Below are 23,822 nucleotides of genomic sequence, written 5' to 3'. Positions count from 1 at the left end.
GGTGGACGTGAGCACACGGATACTCGTCGTCTACTACAGCTCGACCGGGAACACCGCCGCCCTCGCCGAATCGCTGGCCGCCGGGGCGCGCGAGACCGGCGCGGACGTGCGGGTGCGGACCGTGCCGGAAACCGTGCCCGCCGAAGCGATCGCGCAGAACCCGCGCTGGCAGGCCTGGGTGGACACCGGCCCGCACCACGAGCTCGCCACCCTCGGCGACCTGGAGTGGGCCGACGGGCTGGCCGTTGGCAGCCCGACCCGGTTCGGCGGCCCCGCGGCCCAGCTCAAGTCCTATTTGGACAGCACGGGTGGCCTGTGGGCGCGGGGAAAGCTGGCGGACAAGGTGGCGACGTCGTTCACGACGGCGTCCACCGCGCACGGCGGCCTCGAGTCGACGCTGCTGGCGATCAACAACGTCTTCTACCACTGGGGCGCGATCGTCGTCCCGCTCGGCTACACCGACCCGCACCTGAAGGAATCCGGCAACCCGTACGGCGGCTCGTTCGTGTCCCGGAAGTCCGCCGCGCCGGACGACGTCGCGCTCGACGCCCTGCGCCTGCAGGGCCGGCGGCTGGCCACCATCACCACGCACGTGGCGACCGGGCTGAAGCGCGCCGGGTGAGGCGTCCGGGTGCCACCGAAGCGGCGGCACCCGGACGTCGGGTCAGCGCCGGGCCGCGCGGCGGCGCAGCGCCCAGGCGCCGGCGCCGGCCGCACCCACGAGGGCGATCGCCCCGCCCGCGAGGAGCGGCGTGGCGGCGGATTCGTCGTCGGCCGGGCCACCACCGGTCTGCGGCGCGCCCTGCGGCTTCACCGCGACCTGCGGCGCGGGCTTCGCCGCCGGCTTGGCGGGCTGGGTCGACGGGGCGGGCTTGACGGGCTTCCCGACAGTGAAGGCCCGCATGAGGCCGCCGAAGCCTTCCGTGTGCTCGATGCAGGAAATGTTGGCGTCGTAGTTTCCCGGCCGCACCCCTTTGAACGTGAACGACTGCTTCTTCCCGTCAACCGTCATGACGTGGTAATCGATCCGCTCCTGCCCGCCGGACACACCGATACCCACTTCAGCCTTGACGCCGCTGGTGGCGCACGTCGCCGTGATGGTCACCGTGCTCCCCGACACGGTGATCTTCATGGATGTCGGGTCCGCCGCCGAAGCCACGCCCGGCGACAGCAGCGCCAACCCGGCGGCCACGCCCACGGCAGCAGCAATTCTCCCCATCATTTTCCCCTCCAGGATTCTTCGCACGACGAATACGTGTGCGAATCAAGAAAGAAACTCACTCCCCGCCGAACAATCGCGGGGCCCCCTGTTTCTTGCGACATCCGGAAGACGTCTGCCCCCATGCCCGGTTGCGACCCGGACGTAACGAAACAGACTCGGCACCCGCAACCCCGGGTAACCGGGATAATCGTTTCGGCGGTGACACCGGGCCACCTACAGTCGCGACGGTGACCACCGAACTTCCCGTCCTCGCGCCGCCCCGGGTCGCCCACCCGGGCCGCGGGACCACCTACGTCCTGCTCGCCGCGCTGTTCTTCAGCACGTCGGGCACCCTGGGCAAGTCCGTGATGGCCGCCGGGATCACCCCGGAGCAGGTGGCCGCGGCGCGGATCTCACTGGCGGGCGTCGTGCTGCTCACCGGAGTGGCGCTGGTGGCGCCGCGGAAGCTGCGGGTGCGCCGGGCGGAGCTGCCCGTCCTGGCCGGGTACGGCCTGCTCGGCGTGGCGGGTGTGCAGCTGCTCTACTTCGTCGCCGCCGGCCGGATCCCGGTCGGGATCGCCATCCTGCTGGAGTTCGTCTCGCCGGTGCTCATCGCGCTGTGGGTGCGGTTCGTGCGGCGGCACCGGCTGCCGCGGGCGGTGTGGGGCGGCATCGCGCTGGCCATGGCCGGGCTCGCGCTGGTCGCCCAGGTCTGGGAAGGCGTCACCCTCGACGGGCTCGGCCTGCTGGCCGGCTTCGGCGCGGCGCTGTGCTCGGCCGGGTACTTCCTGCTCGGCGAACGCGCGGTGGCCGGCATCGACCCGCTGGGCCTGGTCACCTGGGGCATGGTGATCGGCGCGGTCGCGATCAGCTTCGTCGCGCCGCCGTGGACGTGGCCGGCCGGGCTGCTCGGTGCGGAGGTCCGGTTCGGGACCTGGCACCCGCCGGTATGGCTGCTGCTGACCCTGCTGGTGCTGGTCGCGACGGTCCTCGCCTACGTCTGCGGCATCTCGTCGCTGCGGCACCTGCCGGCGTCGGTGGCGAGCGTGCTCGGGCTCGTCGAACCGGTGATCACGACGGTCGCGGCGTGGGTGCTGCTGGGCGAGCAGCTCGCCTGGCCGCAGCTGCTCGGGTCGGCGATCCTGCTGGGCGGCGCGTACGTCGTGCAGCGGAACTCGGCGATCCTCACCGGCTGAAGTTGCGCAAATTCTGCGCCTGACCTCGCCCGGGTGCAGAATTCCCGCGATCGATGCCCATCCGGGGAGGAAGCACCTTGACGACCAAGTCCGGGCTGCGGCCCGACCTGCGGCAGCGGCACGTCCGGATGATCGCCCTCGGCGGCATCATCGGCGCGAGCCTGTTCATCGGCAGCGGCGCGGTGATCCACACCGTGGGCCCGGCCGCCGTGCTGTCCTACGCCGTCGGCGGCCTGCTCGTCGTGCTGGTGATGCGGATGCTCGGCGAGATGGCGACCGCGTCGCCGGCGCTGGGCTCGTTCATGGAATACGCGCGTGACTCCCTCGGCGGCTGGGCGGGTTTCACGATCGGCTGGCTGTACTGGTACTTCTGGGTCGGCGTGGTCGCGTTCGAAGCGGTCGCGGGCGCGAAGATCCTGCAGGGCTGGATCCCCGGCGTGCCGCAGTGGGTGTTTTCGCTGGCGCTGATGCTGCTGCTGACGGCGACGAACCTCGCGTCGGCGCGGTCCTTCGGCGAGACGGAGTTCTGGCTGGCGTCGATCAAGGTCGCCACCATCGTCGTCTTCCTGCTGCTCGGGACGCTGTTCGTGCTCGGGCTCTGGCCGGACGCGCACTTCTCGGTGGGCAACATCGGCCTCGACGGCTTCGTCGCGAACGGGCCGTTTTCGGTGGTGCACGGCGTGGTCATCGTGATCTTCTCGTACTTCGGCGCGGAGATCGTCACGATCGCGGCGGCGGAGTCCGACCAGCCGGAGACGGCGGTCCGCAAGGCGACCTCGACGATCGTCTGGCGGGTGATCGTGTTCTACGTGGGTTCGGTGGCGTTGCTGGTGATGATCACCCCGTGGCGCGAGATCCCGAGCGAGACGAGCCCGTTCGCGGCGGCGTTCGGCCGCTTCGGCGTCCCGGCGGCGTCGACCATCGTCTCGGCGGTGGTCCTGACGGCAGCGTTGTCGGTGCTGAATTCGGGGCTGTACACGGCATCCCGGATGCTGTTCGCGCTGCGCCGCCACGGCTGGGCCCCGGCGTGGGTGTCGGACACGAACGGGCGGGGTGTCCCGTGGAAGGCGATTCTGGCGTCGACGTCGTTCGGGTACGTGGCGGTGGTGATGAGCTACGTGTCCCCGGACAAGATCTTCTACTTCATCATCAATTCGGCGGGCGCGGTGGCCCTGTTCGTGTACGCGATCATCTGCGGCTCACAGATCCGGATGAGGCGGCGGCTGGAGGAAACGGCGCCGGAGACGCTGAAGCTGCGGATGTGGGGCTATCCGTGGCTGAGCTGGGTGACGCTGGTGCTGACGCTCGTCGTGGTGGCCTCGATGCTGTTCGTGGACTCCGACGCGCGGGCACAGCTGTACCTGAGCTTGATCAGCTTGGCGGTGATCCTCGGCGTCTACGCCCTCATCCGCCGGCGATCCGACCGTGCGCCGGCGGGCATCACGCGTGATTGAAGGGGCATCACGCGTGATTGGGGAGGCATCATGCGTGATTGGCGGGGCATCGCGGTGATGCCCCGCTGATCACGGGCGATGCCCCTCGGGACACGCGTGATGCCCGCCGGATCACGGCCTCATCCGCCGGCGAGCCGGGACAGCGCCCCGAAAAACACGTCCGTGATCTTCGCCGGGTCCGGGGCCAGGAACGCCTGCCCCCCGGTCGCCGCGGTCAGCTGGTCCAGTTCCGCCTTGTCCGCGTCCGGGCCGATGCCCACGCCGATCAGCGGGATCGGACGGCGGGCGTCCTGGAGCTTCGCCAGCTCGGCCAGCAGGTCGGCGCGGGAAATCCCGTGCGGGTCCTCGTTGCGGCCGTCCGTCATCACGATCACCAGGTTCAACCGCCCCGGCTCCCATTCACGGCGGGCCGTGCGGTAAGTGTCCAGGACGCTGTCGTACAGGCCCGTTCCGCCGTCCGGGGTGGCCTTCACCTGGCCCAGCTTGTCCAGGGCTCCGCTCGCCAGGTGCTGGGCGACCGAGGCCATCGGGAGCAGCTCGCGGTAGTCCTTGTCGCCGTCCAAACGGGTCGAGAAGGCCAGCATGCGCAGCTGGGTCGCCGGCTTGAACAGGTGCATCGCCTTCGCCGCCGCCTCCATCGTCACCTGCATGCGGTTCAGGTTCGTCCCCGGGACCTGCGCGTTCATCGACCCCGACACGTCGATCAGCACCTGGACCCGCGCGCTCAGGTTGACGCCCGCCCACTGGTTGAGCAGCTCGTCGACCAGCGGCTCGGGCGGCAGGCTCTCCACCCGGATGCCCTCGGGCAGCACCCTCGGGTCGTCGGGGTGGTCGCGCAGCGCCTGGCCGCCCGCCGCGCGCAGGCCCGTCCGGGCGATCGCGTCCGCTCCCGCGTCGCCGAGCACCGCGTTGCGCAGCGCCTCGACGATGGGGCGCTGCTGCGGGGTGATCCCGCCCAGCTCCGTGAACGGGTAGTCCAAGGTGGGCACCGCCGTCGAATAGACGGCGACCAGCGGGGACTTCGGGTCCTCGACGTTGTGGCGCAGCAAGGCGTTCTCCGACGCGGGGAACGCCGTCACCGCGGCCGTGCCGCCGCTGTCGCTCGAGCCCGGCAGCCGCGCGATCAGCTCCGTCTCCGCGCCGAGCGTGTTGGCCGAGAACCGCCGCAGCGTCGCCACATACGCGGCCGAAGGCTCGGGCGCCGCCTTGACGCTGTCGCGCAGGCCGAGCAGCGCCATCGCGCCGACCGCGTCGCGCGCCGGGTCGGACATCCCCGGGACGACGCCGGGCGCAGCCAGCACCTCCGTCCAGGAGGGCACGTGGTCGGGCCAGCCGAGGCCCTTGACGACGTCCGCGGCGACCGCGAGCACCACCGGCGAGCTCGCCACCGACGCCCCGCTTTCGGGGACGTCGGAGGCGCCGAGCTGGTGGGCGCGGCGCAGCGCGAGCGTGGAATCCGGCACCCAGACCTGCGGCCGCGGGCTGCCGTCCGAGAGGGCCAAGCGCTCGGCCGCCTGCGTCGCCTCCCGCGTCTGGATCTCGATGCTGCCGCACCCCAGGTCCAGGCCGTGCGCGACGAGTGACAGCGCGGGCGCGATGTCCGCGGACGCGGTGACGAGAACCTTCGCGGGCTGCTCGCACGCCGGCCGGGCCCGCACGACCGTCACCGTCACCCACGCGGCGGCGCCGAGGACGAGCACGAGACCGGTCGCCAGGGCAGGCACGAGCAGCCGGCGTCGTCTACCGTCCGAATGACGTCCCATCGGCGCGGCCTCTCTGCGCGAGGCGGGTGGGGATCAAGGTTAGCCCGCAACAAACCCACCGCATGTGCGCCGGACGGCCTAACAGGCGGGCGAACTCACGCCGAAGGCGGCCTTCGGTGCGTTGAACGCACCGAAGACCGCCTCGGAGTAGGGCTAGACCGGGATGACCGTCGGGACGATCATCGGGCGGCGGCGGTAGGTGTCGGCCACCCAGCGGCCGACCACCCGGCGGACCGCCTGCGCGATCCGGTGCGTGTCGGTGATGCCCTCGGCCTCCGTGCGCGCCAGCTCCATCTCCACCAGCGGCACGACGGCGGCGAGCGCCTTCGGGTCGTCGGAGAAGCCGCGGCCGGACACCGTCGGGGCGCTGACCGGGCGGCCGGTGCTCGAATCCACCGCGACGCTGATCGAGATGAACCCGCCCTCGCCCAGCACCAGGCGGTCGGACAGGGTCGACTCGCCGACGTCGCCGACCGAAAGGCCGTCGACGTAGACGTGCCCGACCTCGACGCGGCCGGTGCGGGACGCCTTGCCGTCGACCAGGTCGACGACCACGCCGTCCTCGGCGATCACCACGTTGTCCGGCGCGACGCCGGTGCGGATGGCCAGCTCGCCGTTCGCGCGCAGGTGCTTCCACTCGCCGTGGACCGGCATCACGTTGCTCGGGCGCACCGCGTTGTACAGGTAGAGCAGCTCCCCCGCCGACGCGTGCCCGGACACGTGCACCTTGGCGTTGCCCTGGTGGACGACGTTCGCGCCGAGCCGGGTCAGGCCGTTGACCACGCCGAACACCGCGGTCTCGTTGCCCGGGATCATCGAGCTGGCCAGCACCACGGTGTCGCCCGCGCGGATCGAGATCTGCCGGTGCTCGCCGCGCGCCATCCGCGACAGCGCCGAGAGCGGCTCGCCCTGCGAACCCGTCGAGACGAACAGGACCTTGCTCTCCGGCAGGGTGCTCGCCTGGTCGAGGTCGACCAGCAGGCCGTCCGGCACGTTGAGCAGGCCCAGGTCGGCGGCGATGCCCATGTTGCGGACCATCGACCGGCCGACGAAGGCGATCCGGCGGCCGTGCCGCTGGGCGGCGTCGAGAACCTGCTGGACGCGGTGGACGTGGCTGGCGAAGCAGGCCACGATCACGCGCTGGTCGACCTTGCGGATGACGTCGTCGAGGACCGGGCCGATGTCGCGCTCGGGCATGACGAACCCGGGCACCTCGGCGTTGGTCGAGTCGACGCAGAACAGGTCGACGCCCTCGTCGCCGAGCCGGGAGAAGCCGGCCAGGTCGGTGAGGCGCCCGTCGAGCGGGAGCTGGTCGAGCTTGATGTCGCCGGTGTGCAGGACCACGCCCGCCGGGGTGCGGATGGCCACGGCCAGCGCGTCCGGGATGGAGTGGTTGACGGCGAAGAACTCGAGGTTGAAGACGCCGACGTCACGGCGCTCGCCCTCGCGGACCTCGATCAGCTTCGGCCGCTGCCGGTGTTCCTTGGCCTTGGCCGCGAGCAGCGCGTTGGTGAACTTCGAGCCGTAGATCGGCAGGTCCGGCCGCAGGCGCAGGAGGAACGGGACGGCACCGATGTGGTCTTCGTGCCCGTGGGTGAGCACCAGACCCTCGATGTCGTCCAGGCGGTCCTCGATCGCGCGGAAGTCGGGCAGGATCAGGTCGACGCCGGGCTGGTCGTCCTCGGGGAAGAGCACCCCGCAGTCGACGATGAGCAGCCGGCCGCCGTACTCGAAGACGGTCATGTTGCGCCCGACCTCGCCGATACCGCCCAGCGCGACGACGCGCAGAGCTCCGGCGGGCAGTGCGGGCGGGGCGTTGGTGGGGCCTGGACCTTGGGGAAGTGAGCTCACCGAGGCAGGGTCCCAACGCTGGTGTGCGAGGTCGGCGCGATGTAGGCCGCTCGCGAATCTGCATGTGCCACCCGCTCACCATGCCAGTCCTGAGCCGCCCTGTCGCCCAGCGGCACGCCGCCCTGGGCAAGATCAGCGGCGATCAGGGCCGTCTGCTCGGTGGTCGGCGCGACGATCGGCAGCCGCGGGTCGCCGATGTCGAAGCCGCGCAGCCGCAGCGCCGCCTTGCTGAAGGCGACCCCGCCGACCCGCGACATCGCGCGCAGCACCGGAAGCATGCCGCGGTGGTTGGTGCGCGCGGTGGAGGTGTCGCCGTTCTCGTAGGCGTCGATCATGGCGCGGATCCGGCCCGCGACGACGTGACCGATCACACTCACCACGCCGACGCCGCCGACGGAGATCCACGGCAGGTTCAGGCCGTCGTCGCCGGAGTAGTAGGCGAGGTGGGTGTTGGCGATCACCTCGGAGCCGGCGATGAGGTCGCCCTTGGCGTCCTTGACCGCGACGATCCGGGGGTGCTCGGCCAGCCGCAGGAGCGTGTCGACCTCGATCGGGACGACCGAGCGCGGCGGGATGTCGTAGAGCAGCACGGGCAGCCCGGTGCTTTCGGCGACGGTGGTGAAGTGCGCGTACAGCCCGGCCTGGCTGGGCCGCGAGTAGTACGGCGTGACGACCAGCAGGCCGTGCGCTCCGGCTTCTTCGGCCTGCTTGGCCTGCTCGATGCTGTGCGCGGTGTTGTTGGTACCCGCGCCGGCCACGACGGTCGCGCGGTCGCCGACGGCCTCGACCACGGCGCGGATGAGCTGCTGCTTCTCCGCGTCGCTCGTGGTCGGGCTCTCGCCGGTGGTGCCGTTGACCACGAGGCCGTCGTTCCCCAGCTCCACGAGGTGCTCGGCCAGCTCCTGCGCCCGCTTCAGGTCCAGCGCGCCGTCGGCGTCGAACGGGGTGGCCATCGCGGTGAGCACGCGCCCGAACGGCCGTCCGGGCGCTGCGGTAGGTGGGTTGGACATGGGGAGACGGTACCTCGCCGGTCCGACGAAAACCGCGCCGACCTGGTCACCAGGAGGATTTCCCGGGGTCGGCCGCTCGTCGCGGAACTTCTACTTGACCTTGGTCACGATCGGCGCGGTGACGGGACCGCCGTCGGCGCGGGCGAGCACGCAGTAGAACGCGCGGCTGGGCTCTTCACCGGGCTTCTCCGGGACCCTGCGCCACTCGGTTTCGGTGGGCACGAGCGCTCGGTAGGTGAGGTCCGGCCGCTTGACCTCGGGCACGATCGACGACCGGAACGCGGTCGCGCACGCCGCCTCGGCGCTCGCCGTCACCGCGGGCAGGCCGGGGTAGGCCGCGACCTTGGCGTCGTCGGAGGTCCAGTTCTCGACCGACAGCAGGCCACCGATCTCGTAGACCTCCAAGGTGTGCGCGTTGCCGCATTCGGCCTGGTTGTCGTCCTTGCTGATGATCGCGCCGTCTTGGACGGGCCCGTTGTAGCAGCGGTAGTAGTCGTTGATGTTCACGCGGATCTGCCCGCCGACGCCGTAGGTCATGGTCGGCTGCTTCTGCTTGTCGACGACGGGCGTCTCGTACGCCTTGCCCGCGAAGAAGCCGCCGACCAGGGCCGCCACGACCAGGACGGCCGCAGCCGTGAGCCACAGGGCGCGGTGGGTCTTCTTCGGCGGCTGCGGCGCGGCGGCGCCGAGCATCGCGGTGCCGCGCGGCGGGGTCGGCCGGACGCCCTGCGCCGTGGTCAGCAGGTTCTGGGCCTGGGCCGCGGTCAGCCGCACGTCCGGGTTGGTGACGAGGAGGCCGAGGATGGCCGCGGCGATCGGGCCCTGGCCGCGGGTGAGGTACGGGATCTCGGTCATGATCGCGTGCAGCGTCGCGGCGGTGGTCGCGCGCTCGAACGGGATCGAGCCTTCGACGGCGTAGAACAGCGTCGCCCCGAGGGACCACAGGTCGGAGGCGGGCATCGCTTCCCGGCCTTCGACGCGCTCCGGCGCCATGAAGGCCGGTGAGCCGACGATCATGCCGCTGGTGGTCAGCCGCGGGTCGTCGACGGCGTGGGCGATGCCGAAGTCGGTGAGCTTCACGCGGCCGTCCGGCGCGACGAGGATGTTCGCGGGCTTGACGTCCCGGTGCACGATCCCGGCCGCGTGGGCGGCCTGCAGCGCGGCGAGCACCCGCTCCCCCAGCTGGGCGGCCTGCGCGGCGGGCATCGGGCCCCGCTGCCGCACGAGGTCGGCGAGGCTGGGCGCTTCGACGAGCTCCATCACGATGAAGGTGGTGCCGCCGTCGGTGACGACGTCGTAGACGGTGACGATGGCGGGGTCGTTGAGCCGGCCGCCGGTGCGCACCTCGCGCAGGGCGCGTTCGGAGAAGACGGCGGCGGACTCGGCGTCGGGCAGCCGCAGTTCCTTGACCGCGACCTGCCGCCCGATGACCTGGTCCTGCGCCCGCCACACGACGCCCATGCCGCCCCGGCCGAGTTCGCCGAGCAGGAGGTAGCGGCCCGCGACGACCCGCTGACCAGGCGTGCTGGGCGCCTGCGGCGGGTAGGGCCGGGTCTGTTCGTCGGTCACGGTGCTCCTTCGGGCGGCGGTCGCGCAGATGCTAGTCCGACCGTCGCGGGGCGCCGCGGGTTCCGCGGAATTCGTGCCGCCGAACGGCCGGCACGCGTGCCTGAAAGGTCGACTCACGTGCCTGGAGGGACGACACGCGTAATTGGAGGGACGACACGCGTGTTTGAAGGGCCGACTCGCGTACCTGACGGTCGGCTCGCCGACCGGGACATCCCGCGGCCGTGCCCCGGACCCGGGTACTCGTGTCAGCAGCAGTTCGAGATTGCGTGTGGCGCCGACTCTCGCTCTCCAACCCTAGCGATAACTGACACATCGATGAGGCAGTTACTCCTAGGGTTGTCGGGCGGTTGGTCAGCGGCGGGTTTCGCCGTGGTAGGGGAGCCAGCGGTAGCCGGGGGCGAAGTCGCTGAACTCGGCGCGCTTGCCCGTCCGGATCCAGATGTCCTCGGCGACGACGAGGCCCGGGAAGATCGTCAGGTCCTTCTCCGCCATCAGCTCGTCGTAGCTGCGGAACCGGGCGGTCTCGATGCCGGCGAGCGCGTAGCGGTAGACCGGCGGCGCGATCCGGAGCAGCCAGTAGAGCCGGCGTCCGGCCGCGGTCATCGCCACCGCTTCCTCGTCGGTGTGCGCGCCGGTGCGGCTGAGGCCGTCCGGCGCGATCCCGCACCACCAGGCGTTGTCACGGCTGAAGACACCCGCCGGCCAGCCGTCGAAGTGCCGCGCCAGGTCGCGGGCGTGGGTCTCGCGATCCCCGCATTCGGCGTTGAGGGCGAAGGTCCAGGCCATGGCCGCGTTTCCCCGTTCCGTGGGTCAACCGGTGACCGTGAGGTAGATGAGCACCAGGTTGAGAGCGATGATGATCGCCGCGATCACCGAGGCCGCGACCGTCGTCGAGCGGCGGTTCGTGTCCTCCCCCATCAGATCACGGTCGGCCGTCAGGCGAATCAACGGCACCAGCGCGAACGGGATCCCGAACGACAACACCACCTGGGACACCACCAGTGCGGTGCTCGGGTCGGCGCCCAGCGCGAGCACCACGATCGCCGGCGTCAGGGTCACCAGACGACGCAGGACCAGCGGAATTCGCTTGTGCAGCAACCCCTGCATGATCATCGCGCCCGCGTACGCGCCCACCGACGTCGAGGCCAGGCCCGACGCCAGCAGGCCGATCGCGAACAGCAGCGCGATGCCCGGGCCGAGTGCCGAGGAGACCGCGCCGTGCGCGCCCTCGATGCTGTCGACGCCCGCCTGGCCCTGGAGGTTCGTCGCGGCCAGCAGCAGCATGCCCAGGTTCACCGCGCCCGCCAGGAGCATCGCCAAGCCGACGTCGGCGCGCGTCGCGCGCAACAGGCGGCGGCGTTGCAGGCCCTCGGGACGGCCGTGGCGGTCGCGGACCAGGCCCGAGTGCAGGTAGACCGCGTGCGGCATCACGGTCGCGCCGAGCATGGCCGCCGCGATGAGGATGCTGCCCGCGCCGTCGAACCTCGGGAGCAGGCCGCCGAGGGTTTCCGTGGGCGACGGCGGTTCGACGAACAGGCTGGCCAGGAAACCGACCGCGATCACCGCCAGCAGGCCGGTGACGACCCGCTCGAACGTGCGCTGGCCGCCGCGGTCCTGGACCGCCAGCAGCGTCAGCGAGACCGCGCCGGTGATCAGGCCGCCGACGACGAGCGGGAGGTCGAACAGCAGGTTGAGCGCGATCGCGCCGCCGACCACCTCGGCCAGGTCGGTGGCGATGGCGACGATCTCCGCCTGCGCCCAGTAGGCCAGCCGCGCTCGGCGGGACAGGCGGGCGCGGAGGGCCTCCGGCAGCGACATGCCGCTGATCAGCCCGAGCTTCGCCGACAGGTACTGCACCAGCACGGCCATCAGGTTCGCCGCGACGATCACCCAGACCAGCAGGTAACCGTAGCGGGCGCCGGCGCTGATGTTCGAGGCGACGTTCCCCGGGTCGACGTAGGCGATGGCGGCGACGAACGCCGGCCCGAGCAGGGCCGACCCGGTGCGCAGGCGGGTCACCAGTCCCGGCCGGACAGCCTCGGTCACAGCCATGACGCCCACCTCTCGAAAACCGGATGTCGGGAACCCAAAACCGAAGTTTAGGCATGCCGAACTTTGTTTTTCAAGGGTGACCACGCCCACCCACGACCCTGGATACCCCGATCGGCGGCGGCGAAAAGCGTCGCGAATGACTCATTCGGGACCTCTGAGGTCCCGAATGAGTCATTCGCGGCATCGGCGGCAGGGTGGGAGTCAGGCGTGGGCGACCTCGTGGCCGGAGTCGCGCAGCGCCGTGACCGCGTCGTCGAGGTCGCCGGCGCGGACCAGGATGTGGTCGGTGTCGAACGTCGACATCGAGAACAGCGTGACCCCGGCCGCGGCCAGCTCCGAGGCCAGCGCGGCGATGATGCCGGTGAGCGTGAACTCCAGCGGGCCGCGGACCGACAGCAGCCGCCAACCGTCCTCTGCGGCCGTGGACCCGGCCGGTTCGCGGCCGGCCGGGCAGATCACCGACAGTTCTTCGGGCGTCCTGGTCACCGAGACGAACGCTTCGCCGGGCGCGAAGAGCTCGGCGGGCACCGCGGCGTCCGCGGGCAGCCGCACGACGGCGTACTCGCCGGGCCGGACGTCGATCGCAAGTCGTTTCATCAGCCTTCCAGCACCTTCGGGCTCGTGGCGATCTCGGTGCCGTCCGGCAACGTCGAGATGGTGAAGTCCGCGAACACGTTCGCCGCGGCCTTCTGCAGCTGCCGCAGGCATTCCACGGCCAGCTCGCGGATTTCGACGTCGGCGTGCTCGGTCGCGCGCATCGCGACGAAGTGCCGCCAGGCGCGGTAGTTCCCGGTGACGACGATGCGGGTTTCGGTCGCGTTCGGCAGCACCGCGCGGGCGGCCTGGCGGGCCTGCTTGCGGCGCAGGGTCGCGCTCGGGACGTCGGCGAACTTCTCCTCGAGCCCGGCCAGCAGCTCGGTGTAGGCGTCGACGCTCGCCCGGGTCGCGGCGAGGAACTTCTCGTGCAGCACCGGGTCGTTCGCGATGATCTCCGGCTCGACGAACTCGGCATCGCGCTCCGGGACGTACCGCTGCGAAAGCTGGGAGTAGGAGAAGTGGCGGTGCCGGATCAGCTCGTGGGTCAGGGACCGGGAGATGCCGGTGATGTAGAAGGTCACCGAACCGTGCTCCAGCACCGAAAGGTGGCCGACGTCGATGATGTGCTCGAGGTAGCCGGCGTTGGTCGCGGTGGCCGGGTTCGGCTTCTTCCACGACTGGTAGCAGGCGCGGCCGGCGAACTCGGCGAGCGCTTCCCCGCCGTCCGCGTCGGTCGACCACGGCACGTCCCCGGGCGGGAAGAACTCCGTTTTCGCGATCAGCTGCACTCTGGGTGACACGGTTGCGGTCACGTCAGCACTCCTTCTCCGGCTCCCGCGCAGCCTAACCGCGTGAGGGCGGTCACTCCCGGGGGACACGTGACACCACCGGCCGCCTTGACTGACACCAGATATGACGTCATAGTGGTGTCATGGACTTGACGCCGTACATCGCCAACCTTCGCGAGGACCTCGCGAACACGGCTGCCGCCGGGGACGAGCACACCCGGCGGGCGGCCGCGCTGCTGTCCTCCGCGCTCGAACCCGCCGTCCGCCTGACGCTGATGAACGCCCTCGCCGACCTCGCCGCCGAGGTCACGGCCGCGTTGCCGGGCCAGGTGGTGGACGTCCGGCTCGACGGCCGGGACGTGCGGGTGGTCGTCACCGGCGCCGCCGAGGAGACGACGTCACGCGCGACACCACGTGACACCACACCACCGCCGCCGATCGACGGCGGTGACATCAGCCGGATCACCCTCCGGCTGGTCGAGCAGATCAAGGGCCAGGCCGAACGCGCGGCTGCCGCCCAGGGCGTCTCGCTGAACACCTTCGTTTCGCAGGCGGTGCAGGGCGCACTGGGCCACGGCGCGCTCGGCGGCGGGGGCCACAAGCACCAGGGTAAAGGCGACCGCGGCGGGAGCGGGTCACACCTGCACGGCTGGGTCGAAGGCTGAGGGGACGAGACGATGAGTGAAGAACAGACCACACCGGCCGAAGAGCCGAACGACGAACTGGTCCGGATCGACGAGTTCGAGACCGACGTCCCGCTGGAGCTCGACGTCAGCGTGACGATCGGCCGCGTCGAGGTCGTCCTCGAAGGCGACTCCGGCGCCCGCGTGGAGCTGCGGCACGACCAGGGCGAGCAGCAGCCGTGGGTGGCGGGGGTCAACAGCCTGCTGTCCTGGGTCGGCGAGCGCTTCGGCGACCAGCTGGGCGTCGACCCGGGCGCCTCCCCCGCCGAAGCCGTGCGGCAGAGCCGGATCGAGAAGCTCGGCAACCGCCTGGTCGTCCAGGCACCGAAGGCGTGGCAGCTGCGCAACGTCGCGCTCGCGGTGAAGGTCCACGCGCCGGCGGGCTCGCACGTCGAGGTGCGGGCGGGCGCGGCGGACGTCACCGTCACCGGCTCGGCCGGCCGCGTCGACCTGCTGACCGGCTCCGGCGAGGTCAAGCTCGACCGCGCCGACGGCTCGGCCACCATCCGCACCGGCAGCGGCGCCGTCAAGCTCGGCCCGACGCTGGGCGGGCTGCAGCTGCGCAGCGGCAGCGGCCCCGTCGAGGCGTCGTCGATCAGCGGGTCCGCGACGCTGGCCACCGGCACCGGCGACGTCTGGCTGGGCGCGGTCTCCGGCGAGGTGATGGCCCGCACCGGCAGCGGCGACCTGTCGGTGGCCGACGCCGCCTCGGGCTCGCTCGACCTGATCACCGGCTCGGGCGAGGTCCGGATCGGCATCCGCGGCGGGACCTCCGCCGAGGTCGACCTGACCTCCAGCGGCGGCCGCGTCTCCAGCGAGCTGGACGTCGCCGACAGCGCCCCCGAGGGCGGCGTGAAACTGAAGGTCCGAGCCCGCACCGGCACCGGCAACGCCGTGGTGACGCGCGCGGCGGGCTGAACAGGGGGATGAACGGGCCGTTCCCGGCGGGGGTGCCGGGGACGGCCCGTTCGCGCGAAATACCAGAGAAAGTGCCTCACAGAAATCCGGCGAACGATGGATGAATCCGTCGAAAAACCGTTTCGCCTGGTTACACCCGGAGAACCGCTGATTTTCTCGGATCGGCCTTGAACAAATCGGCAGGCTGTCTCGTTCCCATCGGTTGACCGCGCCGGCCTGGCGAAAGGTGACCGAGTGACCGCGCTGATCCGACCCTCCTCGCTGCACGGACTGACCACCGCCGACCGCACGCTGTTCCAGCGGTTCGGCACCGGAAAGGCCGCCGGAGTCCCGTTCCGCCGCATTCATGACGCCATATCGGCGCAGGCGCGGGCCCGTCCGGACGCACCGGCCGTGCTGCACTCGGGTGCATCGCTCACCTACGCCGAACTCGATCGGCGGTCGGCATCACTCGCGGCCGCGCTCGCCGGGCTCGGCGTGCGGCCCGGGCACCACGTCGGCCTGTTCCTCACCCGGTCGATCCCGATGGTGGTCGGCATCCTCGCCGTGCTGCGCGCCGGCGCGGCGTACGTGCCGCAGGACATCCGGATCACGCCCGCGACGCAGCTGCGGCACATCGTGGCCACCGCGGGCATCGACGTCGTCCTGACCACGCGCGAGCACGCCGGCGCGCTGCCCGCGGGCCTCGGCCGGGTCGTCGCCATCGACGGCGAACACCCCCCGCACGACCGGTGCGCCCCGCCCCCGCCGGAGGGCGGCGGCACCGCGATGGTGATCTTCACGTCCGGCACGACCGGACGGCCCAACGGCGTGCGGGTCACCCACGCAAACCTCGGCAACGTTCTGCTGACCGCCCCGGGCTCGCTCGGCATCCGGCCCGGCGACCGGGTGGCGCAGCTGCTGAACATCGCCTTCGACATGGCCGCCTGGGAAATCCTCGGTACCCTTTCCCACGGCGGCTGCCTGGTGATCCGCGGCAAGGACATCGAGGAGACCGCCCGCGCGGCCGACGTCCTCATCGCCACCCCCGGCGTACTGTCCACAGTGGATCCGAGGGCGTGCCCGCGGGTGCGGACCGTCGCCGTGGCGGGCGAGCGGTGCCCGGCCGCGCTGGCCGAGGCCTGGGCGCGGCGGGCGAGTTTCCACAACGCGTGCGGCCCCACCGAAGTGACCATCGTCAACACCGTGCAGCGCTACGATCCCCGGCTCGGCGAGCTGACGATCGGCCGTCCGGTGCCGAACACCACGGTGTACGTGCTCGACGACGAGCTGAGACCGTGCGCGATCGGGGAGGCCGGCGAGATGTGGGCGGGCGGCGCGTGCGTCACCGCGGGCTACGCCGGAAACGACGTCCTCACCGCCGAGCGCTACCGGCCGGACCCGTTCCTCGGCGGCGCGCACCGGATGTTCCGCACCCGGGACCTCGTCCGGTGGACCCCCGACGGCCAGCTGGAGCACCACGGGCGGACCGACGACCAGGTCAAGGTGCGCGGCTTCCGCGTCGAACTGGACGCGGTCACCGCGACGCTGGAACGCGCCCCGGGCTGCGACCGGGCGGCCACCGTGCTCTACGACGGCGGGCTCGTCGGCTTCGTGACCCCCTCGACCGCCGAGCCGGAGCTCATCCGGCGTTCGGCCGAAGCCGCGTTGCCGTACTACAGCGTGCCCGCGATGATCGTCCCGGTGGACCACCTGCCGCTCACCGAACGCGGCAAGGTCGACCGGCGGGCCCTGTTGTCGCGGTTGGACAGCTGCGAGCCGGCGGAGACGGTGGCATGACCGCCACGCTCCCCGCCACGCCGGAATCCGTGCGGGCCCGGCTGAAGCGCCGGCCGTGGACCCACCACAACCGGCTGGCCGGGGCGGTGGTCGTGGGCAACGCCGTCGCCGCCACCGCCGGTCCGCTCGACATTGCCGTCCTCCCTTGGCTGGTGCTCGGGAACCTGGCACTGGCCGTGCTGATCCGCCAGCAGCTGGTGATCAACCTGCTGTTCCGGCTGGCCACCGCCGCGCCGGTGCGGCGGTCGCTGCGGCTGCGCTGGACGCTGGGCAAGGTCTACCACTTCGCCGGGCTGCACGTCGGCGGCACGCTCTGCGCCACCGGCTGGTTCCTCGTGCTCACCGGCGTGCTGACCGCCCGCGGCGGGCCGGTGGCCCTGCTGCTGACCAGCTGGGCGATCGCGGGGGTCCTCGCCGTCGTGGTCGTGTTCGCGCTGCCCCGGGTGCGGGCGCGCCGGCACGACCTGTTCGAGCGCTCCCACCGGTTCGGCGGCTGGACGCTGCTGGTGCTGTTCACCGTCCACTCGGCGCTGCTGGGCGGCCCGGACTTCGTGGGCTCGGGCCCGTTCTGGGTGCTGCTGGTCGTCGTCACGAGCGTGGCGCTGCCGTGGCTGCGGCTGCGGCGGGTACCGGTGCGGATTTCCCGGCCCTCGCCGCACGTGGCGCTGCTGTCGTTCGACTACGGCGTGACGCCGTTCGCCGGCTCGTCGACGGCGCTGAGCCGGAACCCGTTGCTGGAGTGGCATTCCTTCGCCAACGTGCCCGCGCCCGGGCGCGCCGGGTTCCGGCTGACCGTGTCCCGGGCCGGCGACTGGACCGGCGCCCTGATCGACGACCTGCCCTCGCACCTGTGGGTGAAGGGCATCCCGACCGCCGGGGTGGGCAACATCGACAAGCTGTTCCGCCGGGTGGTCTGGGTGGCGACCGGCAGCGGGATCGGCCCGTGCCTGCCGCACCTGCTCTCCGGCGAGACGCCCGCTCGGCTCGTCTGGTCGACCCGCCACCCCCGGCGCACCTACGGCGACGAGCTCGTCGACGAAATCCTCGCCGTCCAGCCGGACGCCGTCGTGTGGGACACCGACGGCGCCGGCAAACCCGATCTGGTCGAACTCGCCCTGAGCGCGCACCGGGACTTCGACGCGGAAGCCGTGATCTGCATTTCGAACAAGAAGACAACGTGGCACGTCGTCGAGGCGCTGGAAGCCCGCGGGATTCCGGCCTTCGGCGCGATCTGGGACTCGTGAGGGAGACAGCTGTGGACCGGACCGTCGTAGTCGACCTGCAGGCACCCGTCGCGACCGTGACCGTGGACCGGCCGCGGGCCCGCAACGCGCTGTCGTCCCAGGTGCTCACCGAACTGCTCGCGGTGTGCTCGTCGCTGGGGGAAGACCCGGCGGTCGCGGGGGTCGTGCTCACCGGCGCGCCGGGGCCGGCGTTCGTCGCGGGGGCCGACATCCGCGAGATGGCGGCGCTGGATCCCGACGAGGGCGCGCGGTTCGGCGCGCTCGGCCAGGAGGTCACCCGGGCGTTGGAGGAGCTGCCGGTGCCGGTGATCGCCTGCGTGGACGGCTATGCGCTGGGCGGCGGCTGCGAACTCGCACTCGCGTGCGACTTCGTCTACGCGACCCCGAAGGCGGTCTTCGGCCAGCCGGAGGTCCTGCTCGGGCTGATCCCCGGGTTCGGCGGCTGCGTCCGGCTGCCCCGTCTGGTGGGGCCGGGCCGCGCCCGCGAGCTGATCTTCACCGGCCGGCACGTCGACGCGGCCGAGGCGCAGCGGATCGGGCTGGTCACCGAGCTGTTCGACAGCCGCGAAGCCATGCTCGCCGGGGCCCGCGCGACGATCACGGCGGTGTCGCGCAACTCGCGCGACGCGGTGGCGCTGGCGAAGGAGGCGGTGAACGCCGGCCGCGGGCGGCCGGTGGAGGACGCCCTGGAGCTGGAGCTCTCGGCGTTCCGTGCGGCGTTCACGAGTCCCGATATGCGCGAAGGCACCGGGGCGTTCCTCGCGAAACGCGAACCGGTGTTCGGGCGCTGACCGGGGTCGGTGCGCCATCAACGAGACGCACACGGCGCTGCTGCGGGCGCTGCACGACGAGCACGCCCCGGCCCTGTGGCGGTACGCCCTGCGCCTGACCGGCGACGACCAGCTCGCCCAGGACGTCGTCCAGGAATCCTTGCTGCGCCTGTGGAACAGCCCGGAGATCCTCGAGCAGGGCGAGCCGGCGTCGCGCGCGTGGCTGTTCACGGTGGCGCGCAACGTCGTGATCGACGAGCGCCGGAGTGCGCGCTCGCGCCGGGAGGTGCGGTCGCCGTGCGTCCCGGAGGAGTCCCGCACCGACCCGATCGACTCGGCCCTGGACGCGTGGGTGATCACGGACGTGCTGACGCAGCTGACCCCGGACCACCGGACGGTGATCGTCCGCGCGTACTACATGGGGCAGTCGGTCGCCGAGCTGGCGGTGGAGCTGGAGGTGCCGGAGGGAACGGTGCGCTCCAGGTTGTTCTACGGCTTGCGCGCGTTGCGGCTGGCGTTGCAGGAGAGGGGGTTGACGAGGCGTTGAGCGATCCGTACCGCGACTGGGACGCGGCGTACGTCCTCGGCGCCCTGTCCCCCGCCGAGCGCCGGGAGTACGAAGGGCACTTGGGGTGTTGCGTCGCCTGCGCGGCGGCGGTGGCTTCGTTCGCGGGGATGCCGGGGATCCTTTCGGTGGTGCCGCGGGAGACTTCGGTGGAGCTGCTGGAGCCGGTTTCGCCGCGGGCCTCGCTGGTGCCGGGATTGGTGCGGGCGGTCAGGGATTCGCGACGGCGCGGCCGGGCCCGGGTGGCGGCGGCGCTGGCGGGCGCGGCACTGGCGGGGGCGGTGGCCGGTTCGCGGTTGTTCGCGCACGGGTGTTCGCCAGATCCGCGGATCGACCGGACGACGCCGGCCCCGGCCACTACGCCGAGCGCGGGGCTCGATCCAGCCCGCCTCGAATCAGGTGGTGCGCCGCCGCACTGAAGGTCGCGACCTTGGGGCGGGGTCTAGCGGAGCAGGTTCCTCAGCGCCGGGGCCAGGTCTCCGCGTGCGCCGACCGTCACGCCCGACAAACCCAGCCACTCCGCCATGTGCCGCAGCTCCGCCGCCAGCTCGGGCAGCACCCTGGCCACGTCGGCGTCCTCCTCCGCGAATGCTCCCTGGACCCGCAGCACCCCCGCCGCGCGGTCGGCCTTCAGGTCCACCCGGGCGACGAGCGAGCCGTCCAGGAGGAACGGGAACACGTAGTACCCGTACACCCTCTTCGGCTCCGGGACGTAGATCTCGATCCGGTAGTGGAACCCGAACAACCGCTCGGTCCGGGCCCGCTCCCAGATCAGCGGGTCGAACGGGCACAGCAACGCCCGGCCCACCACGTTCCGCGGCGTCCGGGCCGACGCATGCCGATACGCCACCTGCTTCCAGCCGCGGACCGCTACCGGCTCCAGCTCTCCCGCCTCCACCAGCTCCGCCACCGCCTGGCGGGCCGGGGCCGGGCCGAGGCGGTAGTAGTCGCGCAGGTCCGTCTCCGTCGCCACCCCCAGCGCCCGCGCCGAACGCGAGATCAAGCCCCGCGCGCCCTCCTCCGCGGACACCGAGCGGGCCAGGATCTCCGGCGGGACCACCCGCTCGGTCAGGTCGTAGAGCCGCTCGAACGACCGCCGCGTGCCCGTGGTCAGCTGGCCGATGCCGAACAGGTACTCGCAGACGCGCTTGACCTCCGAGCGCTCCCACCACGAGCCCGGGCCGCGCCGCTGGGCGTCCGCCTCCACCGCCCGCTCGATGCCGCCCGCCCCGATCGGGCCCAGCTCCTTCACCACCGACAGGATCTCCTCGACCAGGCCCGGCGACTTCTCGATCAACGGCCCGTAGTGCCGCCACCAGCCGTCGCGCTTGGCGCCCGAGCGGATCAAGGGCCAGTCCTCGATCGGGAGCAGGCTCGCCTCGTGCGCCCACGTCTCCACCAGCATCCGCGGGCGACGCGCCGAGTGTGCCCACGCCGCTTCGTCGAGCAGCGCCGGGTCGTACGCGCCCAGCCGCGAGAACACCGGCATGTAGTGCGCCCGGACCGCGACGTTCACGGAATCCAGCTGCAGCAGCTGGACCCGCGACAACACCCGTTTCAGGTGCTGCCGCGAAGGGACGCCGGACGGACGCGGGTCGGTGAAGCCCTGTGCGGCCAGGAACGTCTTCCGGGCCGTCGAGACGCTGATCGTTTGCATGGTGAGCTCATGGTGCCACCCACCACCGACAAAAACCGGCACCATCCGTGCCCCACCACCGCACCTGGCGGAGGAGCTGCGCTAATTTCTGCGGCATGAGCGACGCCGCCGTCCGTCCCGCCGATCTGTCCGACGCCGCGGAGATCGCCCGCATCCAGCGCGAAACCTGGCACGCCGCCTACGAGGACCTGCTCGGCAAGCAGGCCCTCGCGCAGCTGGACGCCACCGACCTCGCCGGCACCTGGACCGAGACCATCGACTACCCCGGCAGCCTCGTCTACGTAGCCACCGAGGGCGAGTTCACCGTCGGCTTCTGCGTCGCCGGCCAGGCCCCCGAAGACGAGGTCGCCGCCGCGGACGGCAGCCTGCCCGAGGACGCCGCGACCACCGGGCTGATCGCCACCCTGCTCGTCGAGCCGCGCTGGGGGCGCCGCGGGCACGCCGGACGGCTACTCGCGACGGCCGCCGCGGGCCTGCGGGCCGACGGCGCCTCCCGGGGCATCGCCTGGGTCGCCCAGGGCGACCACGCCACCCTCGGCTTCTACCGCCGGGCCGGCTGGAACCCCGACGGCACCGTCCGCACCCTCGACACCGGCGAGCGCACCCTCCGCGAGGTCCGGCTCACCGGCACCCTCGACCTGTCCCTGGCCTGAGTCGCGGAAGATCACCCACCGCATCACGGCGTACATGAACACGCCCTCGCCCACGCCCGCGAGCACCCGCGAGACGTGGTATTCGACGCCCAGCGCCGTCAGCCCCGCGCCCACACCCAGCAGGAACGCCGCGTAATTGACAGCAATCGCACCTATGTAAAGCGCCAGCTGGGTTCCGACGGCGGCGTGGGAATGGAAGTTGAACGTCCGGTTCAGCGCGAAGCTCAGCCCGAACGCACAGACGTACGCCAGCGTGATCGCCAGCCACACCGGCCAGCCGAGCACGCCGTGGAAGACGGTCAGCAGCGTGAGGTCGACACCGAACGTGAACCCGTTGATCAGGCAGAACCCGAGAAAAGTCGGCGCCACGATCCGCGACAGACCCAGGGGCAGCACGCGCACGACGGCGCGGCACAGGGCGCCGAACCGGTCAGCGGGCGTACGGGGTTGCTCGGCGGCCACCCCGTCAGTGTTCCGGCGGAGAGTGACGGGAAGCCGTCCGGCAGGTGATCTTCTGGTGCGGACCACCGGCCGAAAGGTGGGGCCAACACCAGTGCACGGAGATTTCGAACTGATAACTTGGAAGAACGCGAGCGATTTTCAGGAGGTGACACGATGAGCTGGATCCTGCTGACGCTGGGCGTCGCGTTCGGTTCGGCCATCGTGCCGCTGATCAACGCCGAGGTCTTCCTGCTCGGGTTGTGCGCGAGCCAGCCCGGACTGCACTGGCTGTGGCTCGGGGCGGCGGTGGCCGTCGGGCAGATCGCCGGGAAGACCCTGTACTACCTGGCCGCGCGCGGGACGATCAAGCTGCCGAAGCCGCTGCACGACCGGCTGCACAGGGAGCGCCCGATGACGCCCCGGCGCGTGCGCTGGCAGCTGCGGACCAAGCGGATCCGCGGGTGGGTCGACGGGCTGCGTGAGCGCTGCCACCGGCACCCGCACTGGATGGCCGGGACGTATGGAGTGAGCTCCCTGGTCGGCCTGCCCCCGTTCATGGCGACGAGCGTGCTGGCCGGCCTGGTGCGGATGCGGCTCGCGACCTTCCTGACGACGGGGCTCGCCGGAAGGTGGATCCGCTTCAGTTTGATCGCGGCTTCACCCGCGGTGTTCGCGGGGTGGCTGCACCACTGAGCACGCCGAGATCAACGCGGTCCACGCGGCGCGCGAGACGGTGAGCTGGCCCAGGTGACGGGCTTTCGTGTCGCGCACACCAACAGTCTCGGCGAGGAGAACCTCGACGCATTCGATGTTTGCCGTATAGCTCGACTTCCGCCACGTCGACACGCTGCCTCCGACCTATCGCGCTGCCTCCCGAAGCAGTTCTCGCGAGACATCTTCGGACAATGCCTTGTCCAGCAAGACTTTAACGAGCTTGCGGTAGCTCGCGATAGCCTCCAACCCGTTGACGAAGGCGCTGGCGTGGTGGTGCTCGAGGAACACGATCGACGGATCGCTGGGGAAGTCGTAGAGAGCGAACATGCCGATCTTGCCGGGGTGGTAACCCACATCCGCGGGCACGATGCGCACTGAAATGTTAGATGTAACAGCTAAGGCGAGGAGGTGGTCGATCTGATCGGACATGGTGCCTGCTTCTCCGACCACCTCACGAATCGCCAGTTCGGAGATGATGGCCTTGAGTCGAACCGGCTCATATCCCGAGAGGATCCGCTGGCGTTTCAGCCGGGCCACCAGCCGCGCATCGACCACCTCCGTCTTGGTCTCGGAGGCGGAGAGAAGAGTGCGGGCATAGTCGGGAGTCTGCAGGAGCCCGGGAATGATCTGCGGGGACCAGTTGGTGATCAAGCTCGCCGACCGCTCGCACTGCATCACCCCGGTGAGCGCGGCAGGCAGGTCGGCCGGGTTGGAGTCCAGCCAGTTGGGATCCTTCACGTGCTGCACCAAGGCCAGAATCCGGTTGGTCACGGCCCGATCCACCCGCAGGTACCCGAGAATCCGCGCAACCTCCTCGACCGGCGGCACCCGGATCCCCAGCTCCCACTGCGACAGCAACCGCGGATCCACTTCCAGGGCCCGAGCCAGCTCGCGCAACCCGAACTTCCGCGCTTCACGCACCTCGCGCAGCGACGCGGACAACGCCCGTGAACCGGGAGAAGACGAAGTCGGTTTCA

At 71.4% G+C, this 23,822-nt stretch carries 24 protein-coding genes and 1 pseudogene; 12 read left to right on the top strand and 13 right to left on the bottom strand.

From position 1 onward, the window contains the following. The first annotated feature begins 7 nt into the window (after nt 1-7). On the top strand, nt 8-622 hold the full coding sequence (wrbA, locus tag AB0F52_RS34030) for an NAD(P)H:quinone oxidoreductase (protein WP_360179953.1): 615 nt from the start codon (nt 8-10) through the stop codon (nt 620-622). Between the two features lie 42 nt (nt 623-664). Here wrbA and AB0F52_RS34025 read toward each other — a convergent pair whose 3' ends face one another. After that, the gene (locus AB0F52_RS34025; RefSeq protein ID WP_360179951.1) at nt 665-1,246 is read right to left on the bottom strand and encodes a hypothetical protein; all 582 of its coding nucleotides are present in this window, start codon (nt 1,244-1,246) and stop codon (nt 665-667) included. Nucleotides 1,247-1,449: 203 nt separating this feature from the next. Between AB0F52_RS34025 and AB0F52_RS34020 the strand changes: the two genes are divergently transcribed. Further along, complete coding sequence (locus AB0F52_RS34020) at nt 1,450-2,397, top strand: EamA family transporter (protein WP_360179949.1); 948 nt, start codon at nt 1,450-1,452, stop codon at nt 2,395-2,397. Between the two features lie 77 nt (nt 2,398-2,474). Then, a complete protein-coding gene (locus tag AB0F52_RS34015) occupies nt 2,475-3,851 on the top strand; it encodes an amino acid permease (protein ID WP_360179947.1) in 1,377 nt (458 codons plus the stop codon). Between the two features lie 119 nt (nt 3,852-3,970). Here AB0F52_RS34015 and AB0F52_RS34010 read toward each other — a convergent pair whose 3' ends face one another. From AB0F52_RS34010 to thyX, 8 genes are all read right to left on the bottom strand, one after another. Further along, nucleotides 3,971-5,614: a substrate-binding domain-containing protein gene (locus tag AB0F52_RS34010; protein ID WP_360179945.1), complete on the bottom strand. Its 1,644-nt coding sequence runs from the start codon at nt 5,612-5,614 to the stop codon at nt 3,971-3,973. A gap of 153 nt (nt 5,615-5,767) precedes the next feature. Beyond that, nucleotides 5,768-7,465, bottom strand: a complete 1,698-nt coding sequence (locus AB0F52_RS34005) for a ribonuclease J (protein WP_360179943.1) — start codon at nt 7,463-7,465, stop codon at nt 5,768-5,770. Then, nucleotides 7,462-8,475 carry a 4-hydroxy-tetrahydrodipicolinate synthase gene (gene dapA, locus AB0F52_RS34000; protein ID WP_360179941.1) on the bottom strand — a complete coding sequence of 338 codons (1,014 nt, stop codon included), beginning with the start codon at nt 8,473-8,475 and terminating at the stop codon, nt 7,462-7,464. Before dapA ends, AB0F52_RS34005 begins: the two co-directional genes overlap by 4 nt. 90 nt (nt 8,476-8,565) lie before the next feature. After that, nucleotides 8,566-10,044, bottom strand: a complete 1,479-nt coding sequence (locus AB0F52_RS33995; RefSeq protein WP_360179939.1) for a serine/threonine-protein kinase — start codon at nt 10,042-10,044, stop codon at nt 8,566-8,568. A gap of 351 nt (nt 10,045-10,395) precedes the next feature. Then, nucleotides 10,396-10,830, bottom strand: coding sequence for a hypothetical protein (locus AB0F52_RS33990; protein ID WP_360179937.1), 435 nt, complete (start codon nt 10,828-10,830; stop codon nt 10,396-10,398). Between the two features lie 24 nt (nt 10,831-10,854). Next, nucleotides 10,855-12,096, bottom strand: coding sequence for an Nramp family divalent metal transporter (locus AB0F52_RS33985; RefSeq protein WP_360179935.1), 1,242 nt, complete (start codon nt 12,094-12,096; stop codon nt 10,855-10,857). Nucleotides 12,097-12,297: 201 nt separating this feature from the next. Further along, a complete protein-coding gene (locus AB0F52_RS33980) occupies nt 12,298-12,693 on the bottom strand; it encodes an ACT domain-containing protein (RefSeq protein ID WP_360179933.1) in 396 nt (131 codons plus the stop codon). After that, on the bottom strand, nt 12,693-13,445 hold the full coding sequence (thyX, locus tag AB0F52_RS33975; RefSeq protein WP_103335111.1) for an FAD-dependent thymidylate synthase: 753 nt from the start codon (nt 13,443-13,445) through the stop codon (nt 12,693-12,695). The genes AB0F52_RS33980 and thyX overlap by 1 nt, the downstream gene beginning before the upstream one ends. A 119-nt stretch (nt 13,446-13,564) precedes the next feature. On the opposite strand from thyX, the gene AB0F52_RS33970 reads away from it, so the two are divergent. From AB0F52_RS33970 to AB0F52_RS33940, 7 genes are all read left to right on the top strand, one after another. Continuing rightward, nucleotides 13,565-14,086 (top strand): toxin-antitoxin system HicB family antitoxin, encoded by a 522-nt coding sequence (locus AB0F52_RS33970; protein WP_360179931.1) that lies wholly within the window; start codon nt 13,565-13,567, stop codon nt 14,084-14,086. A 12-nt stretch (nt 14,087-14,098) separates the two neighbouring features. Then, on the top strand, nt 14,099-15,022 hold the full coding sequence (locus AB0F52_RS33965) for a DUF4097 family beta strand repeat-containing protein (RefSeq protein WP_360179929.1): 924 nt from the start codon (nt 14,099-14,101) through the stop codon (nt 15,020-15,022). A 234-nt stretch (nt 15,023-15,256) separates the two neighbouring features. After that, the gene (locus tag AB0F52_RS33960; RefSeq protein ID WP_360179927.1) at nt 15,257-16,801 is read left to right on the top strand and encodes an amino acid adenylation domain-containing protein; all 1,545 of its coding nucleotides are present in this window, start codon (nt 15,257-15,259) and stop codon (nt 16,799-16,801) included. After that, complete coding sequence (locus tag AB0F52_RS33955; RefSeq protein ID WP_360179925.1) at nt 16,798-18,045, top strand: hypothetical protein; 1,248 nt, start codon at nt 16,798-16,800, stop codon at nt 18,043-18,045. The genes AB0F52_RS33960 and AB0F52_RS33955 overlap by 4 nt, the downstream gene beginning before the upstream one ends. Before the next feature lie 11 nt (nt 18,046-18,056). Beyond that, nucleotides 18,057-18,836 carry an enoyl-CoA hydratase-related protein gene (locus AB0F52_RS33950; RefSeq protein WP_360179923.1) on the top strand — a complete coding sequence of 260 codons (780 nt, stop codon included), beginning with the start codon at nt 18,057-18,059 and terminating at the stop codon, nt 18,834-18,836. Further along, a complete protein-coding gene (locus tag AB0F52_RS33945; RefSeq protein ID WP_360179921.1) occupies nt 18,757-19,362 on the top strand; it encodes a sigma-70 family RNA polymerase sigma factor in 606 nt (201 codons plus the stop codon). Before AB0F52_RS33950 ends, AB0F52_RS33945 begins: the two co-directional genes overlap by 80 nt. Beyond that, on the top strand, nt 19,359-19,799 hold the full coding sequence (locus tag AB0F52_RS33940) for a hypothetical protein (protein ID WP_360179919.1): 441 nt from the start codon (nt 19,359-19,361) through the stop codon (nt 19,797-19,799). The genes AB0F52_RS33945 and AB0F52_RS33940 overlap by 4 nt, the downstream gene beginning before the upstream one ends. A gap of 23 nt (nt 19,800-19,822) precedes the next feature. On the opposite strand, the gene AB0F52_RS33935 is transcribed toward AB0F52_RS33940, so the two are convergent. Beyond that, nucleotides 19,823-21,037 carry a crosslink repair DNA glycosylase YcaQ family protein gene (locus AB0F52_RS33935; protein ID WP_360179917.1) on the bottom strand — a complete coding sequence of 405 codons (1,215 nt, stop codon included), beginning with the start codon at nt 21,035-21,037 and terminating at the stop codon, nt 19,823-19,825. 95 nt (nt 21,038-21,132) lie between these two features. Between AB0F52_RS33935 and AB0F52_RS33930 the strand changes: the two genes are divergently transcribed. Then, nucleotides 21,133-21,690, top strand: coding sequence for a GNAT family N-acetyltransferase (locus tag AB0F52_RS33930; protein ID WP_360179915.1), 558 nt, complete (start codon nt 21,133-21,135; stop codon nt 21,688-21,690). Nucleotides 21,691-21,756: 66 nt separating this feature from the next. Here the strand turns inward: AB0F52_RS33930 and AB0F52_RS33925 are convergent. After that, nucleotides 21,757-22,059: pseudogene (locus tag AB0F52_RS33925) on the bottom strand (GtrA family protein); the annotation flags it as partial. A 246-nt stretch (nt 22,060-22,305) separates the two neighbouring features. Here AB0F52_RS33925 and AB0F52_RS33920 point away from each other — a divergent pair. Then, nucleotides 22,306-22,824 carry a hypothetical protein gene (locus AB0F52_RS33920; protein ID WP_360179913.1) on the top strand — a complete coding sequence of 173 codons (519 nt, stop codon included), beginning with the start codon at nt 22,306-22,308 and terminating at the stop codon, nt 22,822-22,824. Here AB0F52_RS33920 and AB0F52_RS33915 read toward each other — a convergent pair. Then, a complete protein-coding gene (locus AB0F52_RS33915; RefSeq protein WP_360179911.1) occupies nt 22,789-22,977 on the bottom strand; it encodes a DUF397 domain-containing protein in 189 nt (62 codons plus the stop codon). The two genes, AB0F52_RS33920 and AB0F52_RS33915, sit on opposite strands and share 36 nt — an antisense overlap. A 12-nt stretch (nt 22,978-22,989) precedes the next feature. After that, the gene (locus AB0F52_RS33910) at nt 22,990-23,787 is read right to left on the bottom strand and encodes a Scr1 family TA system antitoxin-like transcriptional regulator (RefSeq protein WP_360180309.1); all 798 of its coding nucleotides are present in this window, start codon (nt 23,785-23,787) and stop codon (nt 22,990-22,992) included. Nucleotides 23,788-23,822: the final 35 nt, after the last annotated feature.

It is taken from the genome of Amycolatopsis sp. NPDC024027 (genome assembly GCF_040638975.1).
Lineage (GTDB): Bacteria > Actinomycetota > Actinomycetes > Mycobacteriales > Pseudonocardiaceae > Amycolatopsis.
The sequence above is the reverse complement of the archived record's forward strand: the minus strand, read 5'-3'. Positions and strand labels throughout refer to the sequence as shown.

Coding starts and splice junctions, on each gene's coding strand:
- AB0F52_RS33990 (WP_360179937.1), bottom strand. CDS start 10,830: ATGGCCTGGACCTTCGCCCTCAACGCCGAATGCGGGGATCGCGAGACC.
- AB0F52_RS33965 (WP_360179929.1), top strand. CDS start 14,099: ATGAGTGAAGAACAGACCACACCGGCCGAAGAGCCGAACGACGAACTG.
- AB0F52_RS33930 (WP_360179915.1), top strand. CDS start 21,133: ATGAGCGACGCCGCCGTCCGTCCCGCCGATCTGTCCGACGCCGCGGAG.
- AB0F52_RS34010 (WP_360179945.1), bottom strand. CDS start 5,614: ATGGGACGTCATTCGGACGGTAGACGACGCCGGCTGCTCGTGCCTGCC.
- AB0F52_RS33980 (WP_360179933.1), bottom strand. CDS start 12,693: ATGAAACGACTTGCGATCGACGTCCGGCCCGGCGAGTACGCCGTCGTG.
- AB0F52_RS33920 (WP_360179913.1), top strand. CDS start 22,306: ATGAGCTGGATCCTGCTGACGCTGGGCGTCGCGTTCGGTTCGGCCATC.
- dapA (WP_360179941.1), bottom strand. CDS start 8,475: ATGTCCAACCCACCTACCGCAGCGCCCGGACGGCCGTTCGGGCGCGTG.
- AB0F52_RS33985 (WP_360179935.1), bottom strand. CDS start 12,096: ATGGCTGTGACCGAGGCTGTCCGGCCGGGACTGGTGACCCGCCTGCGC.
- AB0F52_RS33955 (WP_360179925.1), top strand. CDS start 16,798: ATGACCGCCACGCTCCCCGCCACGCCGGAATCCGTGCGGGCCCGGCTG.
- AB0F52_RS33970 (WP_360179931.1), top strand. CDS start 13,565: ATGGACTTGACGCCGTACATCGCCAACCTTCGCGAGGACCTCGCGAAC.
- AB0F52_RS33935 (WP_360179917.1), bottom strand. CDS start 21,037: ATGCAAACGATCAGCGTCTCGACGGCCCGGAAGACGTTCCTGGCCGCA.